Genomic DNA, 20,485 nt, shown 5'->3' with positions numbered 1-20,485 from the left:
TATCAATTTTTAATTTTTGCTTATAAACGCTTAGTTTTTGCTAATCTAACTTTAATTTTCCTAAGAAATAAGATACAATTTAACGAACGGCATAGTTTAAAAAAGTAATGGACCTAAACTAATGTTGGAAACTTTGAAACAAAAGTATTTTGGAGGAATGTAAATAAATGATTACTGTAAATAATGTTGGTTTACGCTATGGCGATCGTAAGCTGTTTGAAGATGTTAATATAAAATTCACGCCTGGTAACTGCTACGGACTAATTGGTGCAAATGGTGCTGGTAAATCCACGTTCTTAAAAATCCTTTCCGGTGAAATTGAAGCACAATCCGGGGATGTCCATATGGGGCCTGGCGAACGCCTTGCCGTCCTAAAACAAGATCACTTCGCTTTTGAAGAAGAAGAAGTCCTTAAAGTTGTCATTATGGGACATGAAAGATTATATGAAGTCATGCAAGAAAAAGATGCCATCTATATGAAAGAAAACTTCACGGACGAAGACGGAATGAAAGCAGCCGAACTAGAAGGTGAATTTGCCGAATTAAACGGTTGGGAAGCTGAACCTGAAGCTTCTATCCTCTTAAAAGGCCTTGGTATTCAAGAAGACCTGCATACAAAAAAAATGGCTGAATTAAACGGTGGCGACAAGGTTAAAGTATTACTTGCCCAAGCCCTATTCGGAAAACCAGATGTTCTTCTACTGGATGAGCCTACCAACCACTTGGATTTAAAAGCGATCAAATGGCTGGAAGAGTTCTTGATCAATTTTGAAAACACTGTTATCGTAGTTTCCCATGATCGTTACTTCCTGAATAAAGTTTGTACACATATCGCGGATCTGGATTTCGGTAAAATTAAAGTTTATATCGGTAACTATGACTTCTGGTATGAATCAAGCCAGCTTGCCCTTAAGCTGACACAAGATGCCAATAAGAAAAAAGAAGAAAAAATCAAAGAGCTCCAAAACTTCATCGCTCGATTCAGTGCTAATGCATCCAAATCGAGTCAGGCAACATCCCGTAAGAAATTATTGGATAAAATCAGCTTAGATGATATACAGCCTTCATCTCGCCGCTATCCATATGTCGGTTTTACTCCTGAGCGTGAAATCGGAAACGATTTGCTTCGTGTAGATGGAATTTCGAAAACGATCGATGGCATAAAAATATTGGATAACGTCAGCTTCACAATGAATAAAGGTGATAAGATTGCTTTTGTCGGCAAAGATGAGATTGCTAAAACAACAATGTTCAAAATTTTAGCAGGTGAAATTGAACCGGACAGCGGATCTTTCAAATGGGGCGTTACGACCTCTCAGGCATACTTCCCTAAAGATAATGCCGAATTCTTTGAAGGTGTCGATTTAACCCTTGTCGATTGGCTCCGTCAATATTCTCCTAATGATCAAAGCGAAAGCTTCCTACGCGGTTTCTTAGGCAGAATGTTGTTCTCTGGTGATGAAGTCACGAAAAAGGCAAGTGTCCTTTCAGGAGGCGAAAAAGTACGCTGTATGCTTTCTAAAATGATGTTAAGCGGTTCTAACGTCCTAATGCTTGATGAACCTACCAACCATTTAGACTTAGAGTCGATTACAGCATTGAACAACGGTTTAATCAGCTTTAAAGGTTCAATGATCTTCTCTTCTCATGACCATCAGTTCATCCAAACTGTTGCGAACCGAATCATTGAACTTACACCAAAAGGTACGGTAGATAAGCAAATGAGTTATGATGAGTACCTTGAAAATAGCCAATTGCAAAAACAAGTGGCTGAAATGTATAAATAAGAAGTTTGTCAATAGCGGCACATCCTTATGGGATGTGCTTTTTTCGTTGCACATCCCTCCTTCATGCATTTGTTTTAATCCTTCCAACTTATTGATGGTATATTAATTGATCTGCATTAAATATAATAATATTCCACCACAAATGAGCACTGAATAAATTCATGAATAAAAAGGTATATTGGTAAGAAAGGAGTGAGTTAGATTGGATGGGCATTCAGTGAAAAATATTTTTGAGGATACAGGATACCTTTTTTTATATGATAAATTCAGTTATCAATTTTATGTATCCGGATTGTTCGACTACGTGGATCAAGAAACGATAATTTCGGATTTTTTACATTCTTATGGATTCGATGATAAACATTCACTCTTTTTTGACGACTTTTCCTTTTACTTTAATTGTTTTCATTATTCTTTCCAAAAGCAAAAGATGTTAAATTACTTAAAAACCGAATATGATGAACATATTTGTTAAGTACAAAAGAACTGGCAATCCTGACGTTTATTTTTAGACAAACTCGATAATAATGGAGTTTGTCTACAGTTTTTTTAGGTTTTTAATAGGACTGTTGTGTGGAACGTAGGGCACTCGCTTTCTGCGGGAGTAATGAAAACATAAGATACCATCAATCCTTCTGACAATTGGTAAGGCTAAATGGTATCTAAATACCTATAGGATAGGTTATCTAAACTAGAATGATAATGTGAGCGGATTATCCTCTTAATGGAATAATCCGCAATTGATAAATTATGTAATTTCCAGTTTGCAAGTTATTCATCTCCCCTTTCATCATCAAATACTCATTAGAAATAATTACCTCATCTCAACCCGATTAATAGTAGATAATCCATTATACGCAAGAGGGGAAAACATTCAAGTAATTGTTCACTGTCAACTTCGTCCACAACTGCAATAATTCTAGGTTTTCTGAACACGATTAATGACTATGACATCTTTCTTGGTTTATATTAATACCTTCATAACATCTTTTTTGATAAGAGCAGCTATTGCAAACTGTTAAGGAATCCGTTTTCAAATACTTTTTGGGTTCTTGTAAAAGATTCTTCATTATGTAGAGGTATTCCAATCCATCCGAAACATCCTTCATCGTTGGAATATAAGTTTCTATTTTACCTTCCATAAGCGAGAATATCTCTATTCTTTCTGGTAATTGACCAAATGCCTTTTTACAAAATACCGAAATCATATTATTAAATAAAAGGTTCATGTCTTCATCTGTATCAACTAAATACTTCTTTATGATGAATGAGTTGCTTGACCATTCTGCTACATCAAAAGTTAAGGAAAGTTCGGTCCCCAACTCCTCAATATTAATGTTAAACTTTTCATATAAAAATAAAGGGGGATATTCAATTATTTTAGAAGTTAAAAATTTGAGTAAATGATCTGTTATATTAGCAAGAGCCATATAATAATGAACCTTTGACTCGAACTGACGTACATCAATGGCACTCCAATGATCATCTATGAGCTCCATAACTTTCTTAGTCGTCTGACTTTTTTGAGGAAGTTTATAATATTGACTTACAACTTGATTAACCACAAATTGAACCTTCTTCCTCCTATCCAATTGAGTTGTGATTTTTCCTTCAATATGTTGAAAGTAAAATTGATAAGGACATCTTATAAAATCTTGTAAGTGGTAATCAGTTAAAGTAGCAATGGAAATCCGATGTTCCTTACCCATCATTGCCTACATCTCTCTTTCCTCATAAAATTTCTAGTTCTCTATTGAAGAGACAAAACTTTTCTTTATAAAATCCCTCCCAAAATTTTGGCAGTTTTTGATATCCTCATCATCGGGGGTTAATTCTACTTTTAACCCTTCTAGGACGATATCAGCACCCTGTTCCCTTAATTTTTCTATCAAAATATCTACGGCTGCACCATATTGTGGGTAAGATGAATCGCAGGAACCAAACACCGCTGCTTTCTTTCCTGTTAGATCAATATGATCCATTTCGTCATAAAAGTCTAAAAAATCATCCGGTAATTCTCCGTCTCCCCACGTATAGGCACCTAATAAGATACCATCGTAATCTCCAAGTATGGAGGCTTCAGGACCTTCCATTATATCTATCTTTTCGATATTCACATCATTGATTTCTATGATTCCTTCTGCAATGGTATTCGCCATTTCTTCTGTATTTCCACTCATACTGGCAAAAATTATAATGATTTCAGACATGATACGTTCCCCTTCTTACAATGATAATTATTATCAATTATTAATAAAATTTTTTAACCACTTTGTTATTGGGCATTCCTTTTTTGCATTTTTTCTTTACGTCCGCTAATATGGAACACCTCATCAAAGCTAGCAGATGATAATTTTTTAGGCACCAATGATCTCCACCTACAACAAGCACTGAACATGACATATTTACCTATCCTACATATAACAGTTTAAACTTCTTCACTGCTAGGGCATGACATATAACTGTCAACTTCTAAACCGAAAACATGTTTCTCTTGATATAGCATCCCGAATCACATTGAAAAAATATTATAGATACTGCTCTTCCTTTTTATTGAACTTCCATTTGAAAGAAGTCTCTTCTCGAACGATTTATTCTTTTTATTTTATATGTTCATAAAATTGCCCTGTTTTCTTAAACAGCATGTACATCTCCAGAGTTCATTTTATTCTTTATTTTCTGTACGTAGCTCAGTTCATCGGCAAATGAAAGAAATGACTCCCTATCATGTGCATCGAGTGCTTCGTTTACTTTAAAGCTCAAATGGTTAATTTTTAGATTCAAATCCAAAATGGAGCAAATGGTACCCTTGGAATACAGTTCCTCAATATCTTCCACGTGAATAAAAAACTGAAACTCGTTGTTGACAACTATTAAAGAGTGCCATCCTAGGCAATCAACGTACTTCCGTTCGCCTGTAATTGTCCAAACATCACCTTGACGAAACTCAAGCATATGTTGGTGCTTTTGCCCCGGACAGCAGCAGCTTACTTGATGCTGAAATAATTCTAATATTATAAAATCTTCATTCATACGTGTTCCTCCTTCACTCACATTCAGTTTTTTTGAATTCTTCTTCAATCTTAACTCTTTGTCAGTCAAACTGTTTTATGTCATAATAACCGTCTATTCTGTTAACGTTGACTTATTTTTTAATTTTTCTTCATGGTCTAAAACTGTTTATTCAATATTGTCGCCTTTTTAATGTCGAAATTCTTTTGATAGACATGGCAAGGGAATCAATTGAAATTGATAATCATTTTCATTTAGTATTTTATATGATAATGATTATCAATGTCAATCTGTTTTAGCTAATTTTTCATATTTTTGTATTGTTGCCTCGGAAAAATAGATGCTTAGCGACTGCTATCAAGCGCCATCTTACGCATTATATAAGTCTTTCATATTCCACTCGTACGTCCTCCCCTGGCTTCTGATCTAATAGATTCTATTAAAAAAAGGTCAACCAGTAATTTTGTTTACTGGTCGACCTTATTATACGAACGCACTGGTCAACTTAATAAGACTATCTTTACTTACTTTCTAAGATATCATTATTATTAGTATTCAAAATTTCTCGGCTAAGTAATGATGCATGGTTGCTTCTTCCCATAAAACCGTTTGTAATAGATTGTTCTAAGTTTCGTTTTTAAATTCCTGTAATAGATAGAATTCATACTTGTACCTTACCTCCTCAATGCTATAATTTCTTTAATAGCCATAATAAACAAATACCTATTGTAAATAAGTTAAGGGGAGATTTATTTGAAACACTTATCTTTAACTCAGAAAAAATGGTGGTTGACTGCACATATATTATTTTCAGCCATCTGGCTTGGCGTTACTGTAACTTTTTTAATCCTAAGTATCAGTGTCCTTATGACTAAAGATATTGGGATAATAAAAGCGTACTATTTAAGTATGTTGCAGCTAGAACAAACTGCAGGTAGAGTTTCGATTATTGGAACAGTTATTACTGGATTTTTACTTTCCATTCTAACAAAATGGGGATTACTTAAATTTTATTGGATTATTTTCAAGGAAATCATCACGTTAATTTGCATGGCATTGGGATTTTTATTTATCTATTTTTGGACCTTGAAAGGTTTAAATGACTATAAGTTATTAAGTGATGCTTTCTTTGTTAACCACTATCAACTGATGACAGGAGTTATTTTACAAATAATTTTTCTAACAGCGCTTTTTATAATATCAGTGTTCAAGCCCTGGGGACAGAGAGTGCAGAAAAAATGAAATTCAACCAAAGGAGAATATGTAGAGGGTTTCTCTGATACAGATAATAGAATCGTAAAACCAGGAGAGTATGAAAATCGACTTTGAAGATGGGAAAGGCCACATTACAAACGGCAGTGGGCTTTCAGTTTTCGCTACAATACCAAACGGCAGCAACTATGAATATACAATCGAGTTCACAGAATAAATGTCAAAGCACTTCAACAAGAAGAAGCAACAGATCGTATATCTGTTGCTTCTTTTTATATGATTTGGCCCTCCTGCTTTTATTAAATTCTTTTTTGTCTTTTGCAGTACTTCTTCTTCCAATGCATCAGCTTTAATTTCATGTGAAGAGCAGTATTATTAACCTTTTATTTTTTATTGCGCTTTCCTGAGAAATTTTCAAGCAAGTCTTTGAAATCAATGCCTGAAGATGCCTTTAATGATTCCTGCAATGTCGCCATTAAATCGTTGCATTCCTGGTTACTTTATTAGCCCGCCATTCAGCTATATACGATACATAAACCGTCTTTTCTTTCGATACGAGATATTGGCATTATTATTTTGAAGGTAATAACCTTTTTTCACAATGGTTGAAACATAATTGCCCAAGTACAGTTTCTTTAAAATCATCGTTCGAAAGTTGATTTCCACTTCAGGCACTCGCTTTCCTCGGCGCCTGCGGGGTCTTCCTTGGACGCGCATTCGCGCAGGAGTCTCGCACACCCGTTCCAATCAACTCTGCATTAGAACAATTACACCTCAATTTTATAAGGCTAATGTTAACATCTTACATACTTGCGTTTAAAACCCAGCCTTCCTTTATCCACTTCTTTTTGAATACTTTCGTAAGCATTTAGAAAACTGCTTTTTTTCTTGTCCCGTTTAACCTCTACTGTTCCTATCTCCTTTGCGGTCTCGACTGCCTTATCATGGAGCGGCAAATATGAAATCCCCACGGTGTATAGAAAATTATTCATAGCGGATTTCGTTCGTTCTGGCGAATCGTGAATCGTATTTTTTACAATATCAAGCATATTGGAAATCTTGCTTTCGGAAAATTCAACGTCTAGTCGATTCCCTAAAAGCCAACAGTAGCAACTCCAGCCCGCTGACATTCTCAGCTCTTCACCGCTTGCGATCCATTTATCAGCAACTTCTTGTGCAATATCTGATTCTGATAAAGTTACGGCCACTACATAATCGGACAGCATATAAAAATATGCCGCATCCATCCAACGATCGTAATCCGACTCAGTCATGGCTTTTGGATCTACAATAATGCCTGCAAAGTACATGGCATCGTAGTTCCCTGTGGAATAAAGCTCTTCAGCTAAACGTTGATTTATTTTTATTTTCTTTGCAATTGGTTTCATAGCGCCTGTTGCCACGCCAAAAAGCGGCTCATGCGCACCATTGGATATGTACATTTTTTTAGTTCGTTCCTTGCCAAGAGCTTCAAGCTCCTGTATAACCATTTCTAAATTCATCGTTTAGCACTTCCTTCTTTTTGGATTTTTCCATCTAATATTTTGCCCATCAAATATATCACCTTTATCCTATAATAAACTACCATCTAATCACATGAATGTTACGCAGTAGGAACCCATAATGCATGTTGGCACATAGTTCCCGAAATGGTGGTAAGAAACAAGGCCTTCTTTTACAGTTGCTAAAACGTTTAGGGTCATGGGATTTCCCCTTTGTTCTTGTTCAACTATACTGCCCCTTTAGTTCCGTAAGAAAAAAGGTTGCCGAAGCAACCCTATTTATGAAAGCAAACACTAGCGATACTGTGCATCTTATACGAACTGTGAACTAAATAAATATATGTGTATTTTTCATACTTTTAGGAAAGCCAATTAAAATGGATTTAATACAACTGGAGGTAGCATGAAAAAAATTGATAACTTCATTTTGCAATCTGATCAATGGAAAACGAAATAAAAAAAGTGCCGAGCATTTTTAAAAAATAAATCCATATGATTATATACCATACGTTTTTATATGATTTATTGCGTGTACATAATTATTTAGCTGTACCTAAATAAAACATGATAAAAGATGTTTTGTACAAAAATTTTTCAATGATAATAAATGCTTCGGGTTCGTGGCATTTATATCACCCGGGACCAAAGCTAACAAACTTCGAAGCTTTAAAAACTGAACTTAGGTAATCTATGGTAAATTTAAATGTAGAGGTGAAGAATTGTATTTACACTAACTAAGCAGGTTTGTTTAATAAGAGCTTAAAATCTCTATATAAAGTGTTCTTGGGAAATAAACAGATTAAATGGAAAAAAGTTTATTTTAATCCTATTCATTGTGGGCTAAAAGGTATATGGACTGCTTTCGTGAAGATGAACCGGGGCATCAGCTTACTTTATAGTAAGGTCTAGCTATTTTTTTGAACTCTTCCTAATTTAATTATAGCATTTAAAAAATGGTTAATATAGACTTTTTATTCTCATTTACTACTGCTAAAATCAATAGAACATTAATGGTTAGGAGAGATGTAGGATGAATTCTTTGGTTCTCGATTTTCAGGAGATAGAAAAAACACAGCTGTTGCTCGTTGGCGGAAAAGGGTTGAATTTAGGGGCATTATCAAAAATTCAAGGAATACAAGTACCAGAAGGATTTTGCGTTACAACAGCGGGATATCAAAAAGCCATCGAACATATCGAAACGTTTCAAGCATTGATGGATCAACTAACCATGTTAAAAGTTGAGGATCGTGATCTAATTGGTGAAATCAGCAGGAAGATTCGGAAAATCATTATGGAAGTAGAGATTCCTTCCGATGTAGTGAAGGCTGTTACTCATAATCTCACCCAGTTTGGCGATGAATATGCTTATGCAGTGCGTTCCAGTGCAACTGCTGAAGATTTACCACACGCCTCTTTTGCCGGTCAACAAGATACCTATTTAAATATCATCGGAATAGAAGCAATTTTACAGCATATCAGTAAATGTTGGGCTTCCCTATTTACTGATCGCGCAGTAATTTACCGAATCCAAAACGGATTTGACCACAGACAAGTTTACCTATCCGTTATCATTCAACGGATGATTTTCCCACAGGCTTCAGGAATTTTATTTACTGCTGACCCGATTACTTCCAATCGAAAGCTACTATCGATCGATGCTAGCTTTGGACTTGGGGAAGCACTGGTCTCTGGCTTGGTATCTCCCGATTGTTATAAAGTTCAGGAAGAGGAAATCGTCGATAAGATGATAGCAACCAAGAAAATGGCAATCTATGGACTAAAAGAAGGCGGAACAGAGACTCAGCAGATTGATCCTGATCAGCAAAAGACTCAAACACTTACTGAACAACAAATTTTACAGCTCGCACGCACAGGAAGACAGATCGAAGCTTATTTTGGTTGTCCACAAGATATTGAATGGTGTTTGGTTGATGATACATTTTATATTGTCCAGAGTCGGCCAATCACTACTTTATACCCGATCCCAGAAGCGAATGATCAAGAAAATCACGTTTACGTATCTGTCGGTCATCAACAAATGATGACTGACCCCATAAAACCATTGGGAATGTCGATATTCCAGTTAACATCATTTGGACCCAGGTTTAAAGCTGGTGGAAGGTTGTTTGTTGATGTTACAAATAGGCTGGCTTCACCTGACAGCAGAAAAATGTTATTAGATGCCATGGGACAACACGATCCGCTCATGAAAGACGCACTCATTACCATAATAGAGCGAGGAGATTTCATAAAATCTTTACCAAATGATAAGCAAGAACAGAGTTCCAGTAAAAGCAATAAAAGTGTGTCTTCTGCGGATTCTAGTGCAAAAATCGAAAACGACCCGACCATCGTTTCTGATTTGATTAAGAATAGTCAAACATCGATAGAAAAGTTAAAACAAAACATCCAAACGAAATTAGGATCGGATTTATTTGATTTTATTCTGGAAGATATCCAGATATTAAAGAAGATTTTATTTGACCCACAAAGTTCAGCTGTGTTTATGGCTGCTATAGATGCCTCATCATGGATCAATGAAAATATGAACGAGTGGTTAGGTGAAAAAAACGCAGCCGACACCCTTTCTCAATCTGTACCAAACAATATTACTTCGGAAATGGGTCTGGCGCTATTGGAGCTCGCAGATGTGATTCGGCCTTATCCAGAAGTAATTGGTTATTTACAACATGTAAATGATGATAACTTTTTGGATGAACTGGTTAAGTTTGATGGTGGACAGGAAACCCAAGACGCTATCTATGATTATCTCAGCAAATACGGAATGCGATGTACCGGAGAAATCGATATTACTAAAACTCGTTGGAGCGAAAAACCAATTACCCTCATCCCTATGATTCTCAGTAATATCAAAAACTTTGAGCCTAATGCCAGCGATCGGAAATTTGAGCAAGGGCGACAGGAAGCTTTGAAAAAAGAACAAGAGTTATTAGAACGATTGAAGCAATTACCGGATGGTGAACAAAAAGCCAAAGAAACAAAACGAATGATCAGCCTAATCCGGAATTTCATCGGTTATCGGGAATATCCAAAATACGGCATGGTTAATCGTTACTTCGTTTATAAGCAGGCTTTGATGAAAGAAGCCGAACAGCTCGTGCAAGCCAAAGTCATTCGTGAAAAAGAAGATATATACTATCTCACTTTTGAAGAACTTCACGAAGTCGTCCGCACAAATAAATTGGATTACCAGATCATCAGCAAACGAAAAGACGAGTACAATTTTTATGAAAAACTTACTCCCCCACGTGTTATTACGTCTGATGGTGAAATCATTGTAGGTGAGTACAAACGAGAAAATCTCCCAGCCGAAGCTATTGTAGGTCTACCTGTTTCTTCTGGAGTTATAGAAGGGCGAGCACGTGTCATCTTAAACATGGAAGATGCTAATCTGGAAGATGGAGATATATTAGTCACCGCCTTTACTGACCCTAGCTGGACACCATTGTTTGTATCCATAAAAGGCTTAGTCACCGAAGTTGGTGGACTGATGACCCATGGAGCAGTTATCGCACGTGAATATGGCTTACCAGCAGTTGTCGGAGTAGAAAATGCTACCAAACTGATAAAGGATGGGCAACGAATTAGAGTACATGGGACAGAAGGGTATATCGAAATATTGTAATTGCTGAATACGTCCAGATTTAATTAGTAGCACCGCTCCAGTGGTTACCAGAGCGGTTTGATACCAGAATTTTTTCCACCTATAATAAACCGTAAAATATAACCCACTACTTTCTCACCTTACAGTATGACAAGATGTTATATTGAAAGTCTTATCAATTTTGTGCAATATTATGGAGATAGCTGAAGATTGATGGTATCAAATTAATACTTTCTAAGTTTGATGATCGAATAAAATTGTACACTCGTCACATCATTGTTTATCAAGACCTAATTATAAAAAACCTAATTAAATAAAGGAGGGTACATATTAGTCATGTATAATATGTACTCTCCTTTTTTCTTTTAATGAACTAAAGCACCCCTTCTATGTTATAAATTTGTTTATTAACATTCACCCTGAAAAGTGTAAGGTGACGAGGATTTTAGTAATCTTTCTACTCCATCTCTATGGTAAGGCATTAAGTTATTAGCAGTATTTATGTCCACCCATTTAATCTCAGCAATTTCATTCTTGTCTTCAATTGTAATTTCTCCATCAATAACTTTTGTTTCAAATGTAATCATTAAACCGTGATGTCCCTGCTTTGAAAAAAATGCCTCATTAACCGCAATAATACTTCCTACTTCAATTACTAAACCTGTTTCTTCTTTTGTTTCCCGAATAACAGCTTGTTCTAAGGTTTCTCCTATTTCAACTGCCCCACCTGGTAGTGACCAAGTTGAATGCTGATTATTAACCATTAATACTTTTTCTGATATTTCGTCATAAATTAACGCATATACAACATCTACTCTCTTCACACCATACCACCTCTTAATTTTAAGATACACTGGTCACTTATATTAAAACTTGGCCGCGTTGAAAACATTGGATAAATCGTACTATGAATCGAATTCCATAACATTTCCAAAGCAAAGTATCATTTTTAAACGCTATTTGACTAATCAAAGATTGTAATTTCCCTATTATTAATATCTAACACTTCAATCTTCACAATACCACCAAGTTTATGTGACACTAAATCAGACAATTCTTTAAGCGCCATATGAAACTCATCACTTCTTGTTTCATCTATTAATTCAATACAGAGGAATGCATTTTTCGTATTTTCTGTTAGCATCGTCCTCAGAGTTTCACGCCAATTCCAGCATCTGCATATTGCACCGTCATCATCTTTATAAACAACTTCACCTTCATATGGTGAAGCATTTTCATCATTTCCCAACGGGATGAACGGTTCGTTACCATTTGCCTGCATTAGCCGAATATCACCTACAAAAGTGTCGATATCTTCTCCGCCACATGGAAGCCCATAACGCAATGAAATTGAATTATAGATGTCAACAAGCGGGTTTATTGTTCCGATGTGATTGCCATTTTTCACTCTTTTTAATAAAGCTTCAATGGAACACCTTGCCCCTTTCTTAGTTTTGAATTTCTGAAAAGCTTCTCGCCAAACGAATATGACTGGATTACTACTGAACTCCTCCAGTTTGAGAAATTTATGTGCTTCTTTCTCTGCCTCCTGCAGCAGCTTCTCGTAGAAATCAACGTCCTTTATTGAATTATCAACCCCCTGGCAGATAACGGTGCCTATTTTGGCATGAGGGAATAACGACCAAAAATCATCTTCAATGATAAATCTAGGCATAAATTATCTCTCCATTCCTTATTGTCTTAGTAGAATCGCTATTTGTAGTGTAACAACACGATAAATTTTCATCATAACATTCTTATGTTTTGGAGGGGCTCGCAAAGGCGGAGAATACCCCTAGAACAATATATAAATAACCAGTTATCCGATTCTGTAACTTCGAATTCGCTTTACTACCCAGAATCCGCTTTCTAATACTCGCTGCAAGAACTGCATACAGACCATCACTAATAAAAGCTAGGATAATAAATATAGTTCCTAAAAGTAAAAATTGTACTGTGACTGATCCAGCAGAAGGTGATATGAATTGCGGAAAGAAGGCTAAAAAAAAGAGTGCTGTCTTAGGATTCATTACTTCTACGAGCGCTGATTCGTAAAAAATCTTTACTAATTTTTTGCGAGGGGCTTTTGGAATTTCTGAAGTCGTTCTATTAGATGTAGAAAATAAGGTCTTACACCCCAGATAGATAAGATATGCAGCACCCAAGTATTTAACGATATTAAAGGCTGTTGCTGATGTCATAAGGATCGCAGAAACTCCAATTGCTCCAGCTAAAACGTGAACAGAACCACCAAGAGATACACCAAGAACTGATACCAGGCCCGCTTTCTTCCCTTGATCTATACTTCTTGCCATAATATACAACACAGCTGGTCCAGGTATTATTAACAATGTAGCAGCTGTAATTACAAATAGCCAAATATTTGAAAACTCCATAAAATGCAACTCCTTGTTTTATTTTTGCACATGATTTGATTGGGCTCCTCCTTGAACGGTGAAAGCAAGGTTACACTTTTTTTGGTACAATACTGAAAAAATGCACAGGCCAATGAGATAAAAAGTGATAAACACCAGTTTTTACTTTTAGGGGTGCCACCAGCAAAACGTAATAATTAGGCCATCATTTAAATAACCCTTTCCGTTGCTCACGCATCCACTTAGCAACCTGAATTTCCCCTTGTTCATTTGATTTTTCAAGCTCTGTAAGAATCGATTTGTAATCGGTGTTATTACGATTCTGACTCATTTTGGCTGCAGCTTGAATAGAAGTGATTTCAATTTCAAAGCCAACTATTCCTTTCATTTCATTTTTAAGCAACTCTGGATCATAAGTTTCCCAGATTCGGCCATTTTCTCGGTGAGACTCATAGTGTTTAAGCATAGTTTCCAAAGACGATTTCAGCTCGTCTTCAGTGATAACACGTGCTGTTCCATACGCATGTACAGCTAGATAGTCCCATGTAGGAACCTCTTCGCACTGATACCAACTTGATGAAATGTAAGCGTGCTGCCCTTGAAAAATGAGTAACACATCGCTATTATTGTCTAAAGTTTTTTTCTGCATGTTCCCGTATGCAATGTGCCCAGTCGCATAGATTTTCCCTTCATCTTCCCGAATTTCCAAAGGAATATGCGTAGCCAAGGGACGATGTTCATCAACAGTAATCATTAAGGCAAATGGGTTAGACTTCATAATTTGAACTGCCTCTTCATTTTTCATACGATATTGCTTAGGAATGTACACAAAAATCATCCTTTCAACTTGTATTTGAGTTTTTAAAAATATAAGCAATAAAAAAAAATATTCGATAAAAAAATAATATTATACAAATTGACATGAAGAAAGATACAATAATAAACAAATATACATGTCAGATGGAATGTAAATGAATAATACCATTTTTACTTTTAATGATAAGTCCCAAAAATACAAACAAATCTATGAGAAATTTAAATCATAGATTGAACCAGGAGACATTTTGGCGAATGAGCAATTACCCGCCATTCTTTAACTTGCAGATTCCTTACATATAAGCCGTATACTTTTAATAGCATATGAACAACTTGTTGCTGAAGGAAATATATTCGTGGAGAGTGCCGAAAAGGAAAATATATTTTGGACACCAAAAAGTTAAATCTTAAGCTGTATTCCTATTCAATCTTCAATGACTTGTGGGATTTGATAGACCAAGCTTCTATGAATTATTTTTCGGTTATACCAACCTTCAATAATTTGGAACATCGCTAATTTAGCTGTTTGATAGCCTAGATATTGTACGTAGTTGACTTCTTCCTTTTTTAATAGGGCATGATAGGATTCTATACAGGTATTAATGTATATGGCTAAGAAGTCAGTACATTAAATACAGCAATCGCGACTAATGCAGCCCCGGTCAACTTTACCGTTATGTTCCTAACTTTTATTAAACACCCCTTCAGATCCATATATCCGAAGGGGTAAAACATCACATCTTTTTTTAAAACATAGGGACTTTATTTCAAAACCACTATAGCTCCGAGTGAATTTAAATAAATATTGTTAATTGTTTATACTCTCCTATAAACTTTCATTCCAAATATATTTGAAATCCTTATAATTAACAGCATCCAACCAATAGACACCCATAAATCATTTCCAACAGCATGTGAATTTAATAGATTTCTGATTGATTGAAAATTGGTGTCATTGGTTGATTTTCTGCAAAGAGGCGAACTACCTTTGGCACTCGATCGACAGGAACAAAGGTGGAACTTACAAAAAGCATCATCAACAAGATATTAGAGAAGGAACCAGCACCTTCAATACTTCCAGCAGCCAACCCAAAAGTTTCTTAATGTTATTATAATCAAGGTAATCGCCAGGAAATATGCTTAACGTTGTATATCCGCATTTTCCTGACTACTCCCTTTCATTTTTAAGTTCCTTAATCAATAGAAATTAGATATCATATTTACTTTTAAATTCAATAATCTCATCCACGGCTTGGTGATATCCACCCGATTTTTGAAAGGATTCCCTTATACTTGCAACAGTTTTATGGAAAGTTGGGTCGTTTAACACATGATCTGCGGCCTCACGTAGTTGATTTGCAGTCAAGCTTTGCATGTGTAATTTAATACCGGCTCCGATATTGGCAACTTGCCCTGCAATCATCGGCTGATCCGCGCTTTGTGGGATGACAATTAGCGGAACCCCATAGTAGAGGCCCTCATTGGTACTATTCATTCCACCATGTGTGATAAATAATTTAGTGTATTTTAGCACTTCCGTTTGTGGAACATAATTTCTTACAATGAAGTTTTGGGGGATTTCTCCTAAATCAATTAGTGGGGTTTGTTTCCCGATCGACATTACAACCGTGTGATCGCTATTTCCAAATGCTTTAAAACAAAGCTTATAAAAATCAACATCACGGTTAAAAACTGTCCCGAGAGAAATGTAAATGGGACTTTTTCCTTTGATCGTAGCGAGGTCAAAGTTATCCTGTTTTAATCGTGAAGAGATGGATGGACCTACAAATTTGTAAGTTTGGTCGAATGCTTCTTTAAAAGGTTGAAACTCCCTAGTTGTATAAACAATGGTAAGTGGTGCAGGATTACAAAAAACTTCGTAAGTAGAATGGATCTCCACATCATATTCTTCCTTCACCATTACCGTCAGTCTTTGAAATTCATCGTGTATAGGTTTAACTATTTCTGGAGGAATTTCTTTAGAAAGCTGTTCCAGCATTTTATCGAATGATGCTTTTGTCTGCGCAAAAGAAGTACAAGAATTGATGGCGGGAAGCTTAAGGATTTGGGCAAGTAAACGTCCACAGCCAAACATGGAATCATGGATGATGTAATCAAAATGCTCTCCTTTGATCTGTTCAAGGACGCTAGGTATGACGATATCTACCGTATGTAAAAGACCGTTGATTCTTTCGAGTAAATAATTTCTTCCACCTGAGATAAAGGCTTTTAAAAATTTTTGACCGTCAAATGTTCGTACAGTAGCCCCTGTCTTCTCAATACGCTCTCGAAAAGCTTCTATCGTAAAGTACACTACCTCTTCTCCACGCGAAATAAGCTCTTGCACCACTCCAATAGTTGGATTGATATGTCCTTCTGATCCACCATTAATAAATAAAACACGTGCCATTTTTACCACTCCTTAAGTAATTCTAAATTGTGTAAGAGTAAGGGTCACTGTCCCATCCCATCCCCTTCCCAACTCAAATAATTTTAATTTTATAATAGTACAATACTTGAAAATCTCAAACTCCTAATCACCCTCGTGAGACAATCCTCGATTATTTAGTGTTTCAAACAGCCTAAAATCATCATAGTATGAATCCGTTACCATTAAAACAAGATCAAATGACTCCAATAATCTCGTATTCACTCTTTCTATATACATAAAAACAAGTTCAGTTTATTCAACAACTATACTGCCCCTTTAGTTCCATAAGAAAAAGCCGCCTTAGAGACAGCTCCGATCTTCAGCTAACGCATCCCGTTAGTTCATTAAGATATTTTAAGTTTAAACAGTAATTATTTTTTATTTTCTTCAAAATAACCAGCCTTTGAAGGAATAAATATTGTAATGAAAAGTACGGTTGCAAGAATTGCTCCGACAATAGAAAAAATAATACAAACAACTTGTAATGAAAACCATTCTATTGTAAACCCTAAGAGCAGTGTCAATCCAATTTGAATTATACCTTGAACCATATCTGCGATACTACCGAACCTTCCCATAATTGCTACTGGTACATTACTTTGAAAAAAGGTAGCATATCCTGCATTCGCAAATGCCATAAAGAAGCCTAATAATACAAAGGCCAATGTTGCGGTTATAAAGTTAAAAGATGCATAAAACAAAACATATCCTATTGTTGTCAGTAACATTCCAGCACCTATAAATAACCTTAGTTGCAACTTCTTAGATACAACGGCAGCGACAGTGGCTCCTCCCAATGCCCCAATACCAGTAATACTTACAATTAAGCCATAATCACTATCAGACAACTCCAAGTGCTGTTTAATAAAAGTAACCTCTTGTGAATCTAGTGCAAAGCCAATTAGCATTGCACATTGAAACAATAAGTAAACGGATACAAAGAACTTTGCAAACTTAGTAAATTCCCTAACTGCTTTCCAATCGTTTATGAGAGTTTTCCACCGTACTGGCTCTCTTATATTATCTAGATCTTCATCAACGTCAGGAAGAAGATAGATGAAAAATGCACAAATTATAAAAGTAATCGCATTAATTACAATGCATAATTCTGTCCCTACATACATAATAAGTATCCCTGAAATAGCTGGTCCTAATAAAAATGCACCGGAGCTGGCCAAACTCATAATCGAATTAAATCGTTTTCGATTTACAGGAGGTACCAGCTTTGTTATGTAAACGGATGAACTTGGACCAAAGAATGAACCGGCAATATTAATTAATAAAAGGACTGTATATATAGTCCATAATGATGATAAGAAAGGAATCACAAATATTAAGACACCTCTTATAATATCAATAGAAATCATTAATCTTCGTTTATTAACACGATCAATGACACTCCCGGACCACGTATTAGTGATTAATACGGCAATAGGCCTTATAATATAGAGCCCCGCAACTGCTGTTGCAGAGCCAGTTAAGTTTAATATCGAAATATTAAGTGCAATTAAGTAAATCCAATTCCCTAAATATGAAACCCCTATTCCTGATATTAAAAGAATAGGATTCTTCCAACTGGTCATTCATTCACCTTTTTTCTTATAGAATTACCTTCAATTTGCATCTGAACGCACTCGTTATTGGTAAAATGTTACACATTATCTATAACTAAATAATACCATTTGATATCAGTACAGATGCAATAAAATTTCTTTATATAATTCTATAAATTCATCCAATAACACCCTCACTAATATCATTTCTTCTTCAACTAACCTGCCCCGTTAGTTGCATAAAGAAAAAGCTGCCTTAAAGACAGCTCCGATCTTAAGCTCACGCACCCATTAGTTCAGTAAGAAACTAAAGCGAAGGAGTTGTTTTGTACCTTGGTGAAAAAACATTTTCCATCTTCCATCTCTAAATTTCCAAATTAACTTCGCAATGAATGTTGTTTTTTTACTTCGTTACATATTCGGTAGGTAGTTAACACTATTTCTTCAGACAATTGATGCACTTTTGTATGTGGATTACCATTTTTATCCTTTATTATTGGATTACCTTTGCAATAGTACATTTTTCACCCTATAATGATGCGCTCTTTGGGATAGTGATACGCATGTTTAACTGGTTTGCCCCCCATACTGAATAAGAAGGTAAACATCCCGATTTTCCCTATAAACATTAAAATCATGATTACGACCTTCCCAGCAGTACTCAATTCCGGTGTAATGCCAAGCGAAAGGCCTACAGTACCAAAAGCAGAGGAAACTTCGAATAAAATTTCCATTAGGGAAAAGGCAGATTCAATGCATGTAAGAATGACAACTGCCACACTGCACAGTATCATACCTGTAGTAAAAACGATGAATGACTTGATGATATCTTCCTCATCGATCTCCCTTTTGAATATTTTTATTGTTCTGTTCCCTTTCGCATAGTTGTAAATGGCAAGCAGCATCACAGCAAACGTGGTGGTTCTTATCCCACCCCCAGCACTGCTGGGGGATGCCCCTATGAACATAAAAATACTCAGTAACAAAAGGGTAGGTACTGAAAATTGATTGACGTCGCTGATTGCCATTCCGCCAGTCCTTGAAGATGTCGAATAAAACAAAGAATGGACAAAGGATTGATGCCAAGTCTTATCTGAATAGAAATGACTGTACTCAAACAGATAAACGAGAATGGCTCCAATTACGATCAGTATGAAAAAAGTTGCGGTTGTAATTTTTGTGAACAAGGAGAACCGGAATGGTGTCTTTCCCTTATGCCTGAGCCACTGACCTACTTCCATTAAAACAGGAAACCCAAGGGATCCGATAATAAAGAGTACTATATTTAGGGTCAGGACAAAATAATCGTCTGCAAACGGAATCAGTGATTTTCCTGTGATATCAAAACCAGCATTTGTCGTAGCAGACACAGAGGCGAAGAAACCCTGCAAATAAGCCTCTTGCCATGTTGGGAAATACTTTAAAAAATATGTACCGAAGACAACAGCCCCTAATAGTTCAATCATGACAAAGAAAAAGAAAATCATTCGTATGAACCGAACTATCCCGGAAAAAGTGGGGCTGTTTTGTTCTGTCGTCATGAGTATTCTTGCCCTGAGTCCTATTTTCTTTCCTGATAGCCACAGTATTGTTCCGAAAGCCACGATCCCAATTCCCCCAAACTGGAGGATGATTGTAAAAATAAACGTACCGGGAACACTAAGCAGCTGGCTTACATCTGCCGTAGATAATCCTGTTACAGTTACCGCACTAATAGAAATGAATACCCCATCAATAAATGCGAGTTCTGCATCCTGCTTTTGAGTAATAGGTAGCAGCAATAAAATCGTTGAAACCACTACAGCTACTAGGTAATAAAAAACAATTATTTGAGCAGCAGATAGTCGTTTTGTTAAGTTCTCTATACTATTCATTTCTCTCCAACTTCTATATGTTTTTTGACAAACTTATACCTGATACTATATTAAAGTACCAATGCACCATTTCAACTTATAATAATTTGTCTATTAAATCAAGAAAATAAAATACCCCGTTGAAGAAGACCTCATAGGATCGAATGAAAACGTTATACAAATCTAGTTTAAATAAAGTAATTTTTTGATTTATTCAATTTTGCTTAACGCACAGTTTGTGGCAACTCAACAATAAGTTTTATAAACTTACAGGTGCTTTACTTCATTACCGGGAGCTGATCATCAGCTCCTTTTCTTA

Annotated in this window: 15 protein-coding genes and 3 pseudogenes; 4 read left to right on the top strand and 14 right to left on the bottom strand. The window is 35.9% G+C overall.

The genetic code is table 11. From position 1 onward, the window contains the following. Nucleotides 1-167 precede the first annotated feature (167 nt). Nucleotides 168-1,787 carry an ABC-F family ATP-binding cassette domain-containing protein gene (locus ACQKMH_RS08055; RefSeq protein ID WP_427586876.1) on the top strand — a complete coding sequence of 540 codons (1,620 nt, stop codon included), beginning with the start codon at nt 168-170 and terminating at the stop codon, nt 1,785-1,787. A gap of 938 nt (nt 1,788-2,725) precedes the next feature. On the opposite strand, the gene ACQKMH_RS08050 is transcribed toward ACQKMH_RS08055, so the two are convergent. From ACQKMH_RS08050 to ACQKMH_RS08040, 3 genes are all read right to left on the bottom strand, one after another. After that, nucleotides 2,726-3,499, bottom strand: a complete 774-nt coding sequence (locus ACQKMH_RS08050) for a hypothetical protein (protein ID WP_427586875.1) — start codon at nt 3,497-3,499, stop codon at nt 2,726-2,728. A gap of 30 nt (nt 3,500-3,529) precedes the next feature. Continuing rightward, complete coding sequence (locus ACQKMH_RS08045; protein WP_427586874.1) at nt 3,530-3,997, bottom strand: flavodoxin; 468 nt, start codon at nt 3,995-3,997, stop codon at nt 3,530-3,532. Between the two features lie 424 nt (nt 3,998-4,421). Continuing rightward, nucleotides 4,422-4,820 carry a hypothetical protein gene (locus ACQKMH_RS08040; protein WP_427586873.1) on the bottom strand — a complete coding sequence of 133 codons (399 nt, stop codon included), beginning with the start codon at nt 4,818-4,820 and terminating at the stop codon, nt 4,422-4,424. 732 nt (nt 4,821-5,552) lie between these two features. Here ACQKMH_RS08040 and ACQKMH_RS08035 point away from each other — a divergent pair. Then, nucleotides 5,553-6,041 carry a hypothetical protein gene (locus ACQKMH_RS08035; protein ID WP_427586872.1) on the top strand — a complete coding sequence of 163 codons (489 nt, stop codon included), beginning with the start codon at nt 5,553-5,555 and terminating at the stop codon, nt 6,039-6,041. Between the two features lie 353 nt (nt 6,042-6,394). Here ACQKMH_RS08035 and ACQKMH_RS08030 read toward each other — a convergent pair. Both ACQKMH_RS08030 and ACQKMH_RS08025 read right to left on the bottom strand, forming a co-directional pair. Beyond that, nucleotides 6,395-6,519 (bottom strand): annotated as a pseudogene (locus ACQKMH_RS08030) (hypothetical protein); the annotation flags it as partial. Nucleotides 6,520-6,805: 286 nt separating this feature from the next. Beyond that, entirely contained in the window at nt 6,806-7,513 is a 708-nt protein-coding gene (locus tag ACQKMH_RS08025; protein ID WP_427586871.1) for a DNA alkylation repair protein, read from the bottom strand. A 1,030-nt stretch (nt 7,514-8,543) separates the two neighbouring features. On the opposite strand from ACQKMH_RS08025, the gene ppsA reads away from it, so the two are divergent. Beyond that, a complete protein-coding gene (gene ppsA, locus ACQKMH_RS08020; RefSeq protein WP_427586870.1) occupies nt 8,544-11,159 on the top strand; it encodes a phosphoenolpyruvate synthase in 2,616 nt (871 codons plus the stop codon). Between the two features lie 386 nt (nt 11,160-11,545). Here the strand turns inward: ppsA and ACQKMH_RS08015 are convergent, their stop codons facing one another. From ACQKMH_RS08015 to ACQKMH_RS08000, 4 genes are all read right to left on the bottom strand, one after another. Next, a complete protein-coding gene (locus ACQKMH_RS08015) occupies nt 11,546-11,962 on the bottom strand; it encodes an NUDIX hydrolase (protein ID WP_427586869.1) in 417 nt (138 codons plus the stop codon). A gap of 140 nt (nt 11,963-12,102) precedes the next feature. Beyond that, the gene (locus ACQKMH_RS08010; RefSeq protein ID WP_427586868.1) at nt 12,103-12,813 is read right to left on the bottom strand and encodes a B3/B4 domain-containing protein; all 711 of its coding nucleotides are present in this window, start codon (nt 12,811-12,813) and stop codon (nt 12,103-12,105) included. A gap of 82 nt (nt 12,814-12,895) precedes the next feature. Then, nucleotides 12,896-13,534: a LysE family translocator gene (locus tag ACQKMH_RS08005; protein WP_427586867.1), complete on the bottom strand. Its 639-nt coding sequence runs from the start codon at nt 13,532-13,534 to the stop codon at nt 12,896-12,898. Between the two features lie 184 nt (nt 13,535-13,718). Next, nucleotides 13,719-14,351, bottom strand: a complete 633-nt coding sequence (locus ACQKMH_RS08000; protein WP_427586866.1) for an FMN-binding negative transcriptional regulator — start codon at nt 14,349-14,351, stop codon at nt 13,719-13,721. Between the two features lie 133 nt (nt 14,352-14,484). Between ACQKMH_RS08000 and ACQKMH_RS07995 the strand changes: the two are divergent. After that, a pseudogene (locus ACQKMH_RS07995) lies at nt 14,485-14,714 on the top strand (GntR family transcriptional regulator); the annotation flags it as partial. A 39-nt stretch (nt 14,715-14,753) separates the two neighbouring features. Here ACQKMH_RS07995 and ACQKMH_RS07990 read toward each other — a convergent pair. From ACQKMH_RS07990 to ACQKMH_RS07970, 5 genes and pseudogenes are all read right to left on the bottom strand, one after another. Further along, nucleotides 14,754-14,936: pseudogene (locus ACQKMH_RS07990) on the bottom strand (IS3-like element ISBce13 family transposase); the annotation flags it as partial. A gap of 313 nt (nt 14,937-15,249) precedes the next feature. Beyond that, nucleotides 15,250-15,417 (bottom strand): hypothetical protein, encoded by a 168-nt coding sequence (locus ACQKMH_RS07985; protein WP_427586865.1) that lies wholly within the window; start codon nt 15,415-15,417, stop codon nt 15,250-15,252. A gap of 119 nt (nt 15,418-15,536) precedes the next feature. Continuing rightward, the gene (locus ACQKMH_RS07980) at nt 15,537-16,739 is read right to left on the bottom strand and encodes a macrolide family glycosyltransferase (RefSeq protein ID WP_427586864.1); all 1,203 of its coding nucleotides are present in this window, start codon (nt 16,737-16,739) and stop codon (nt 15,537-15,539) included. A gap of 392 nt (nt 16,740-17,131) precedes the next feature. Then, nucleotides 17,132-18,343 carry an MFS transporter gene (locus ACQKMH_RS07975; protein ID WP_427586863.1) on the bottom strand — a complete coding sequence of 404 codons (1,212 nt, stop codon included), beginning with the start codon at nt 18,341-18,343 and terminating at the stop codon, nt 17,132-17,134. Nucleotides 18,344-18,837: 494 nt separating this feature from the next. Further along, nucleotides 18,838-20,187 (bottom strand): TrkH family potassium uptake protein, encoded by a 1,350-nt coding sequence (locus tag ACQKMH_RS07970; RefSeq protein WP_427586862.1) that lies wholly within the window; start codon nt 20,185-20,187, stop codon nt 18,838-18,840. Nucleotides 20,188-20,485 lie beyond the last annotated feature (298 nt).

The sequence above is a fragment of the Peribacillus sp. NPDC097895 genome, assembly GCF_050277555.1.
Lineage (GTDB): Bacteria > Bacillota > Bacilli > Bacillales > DSM-1321 > Peribacillus.
This window is presented reverse-complemented; position numbering and strand designations above follow the sequence as displayed.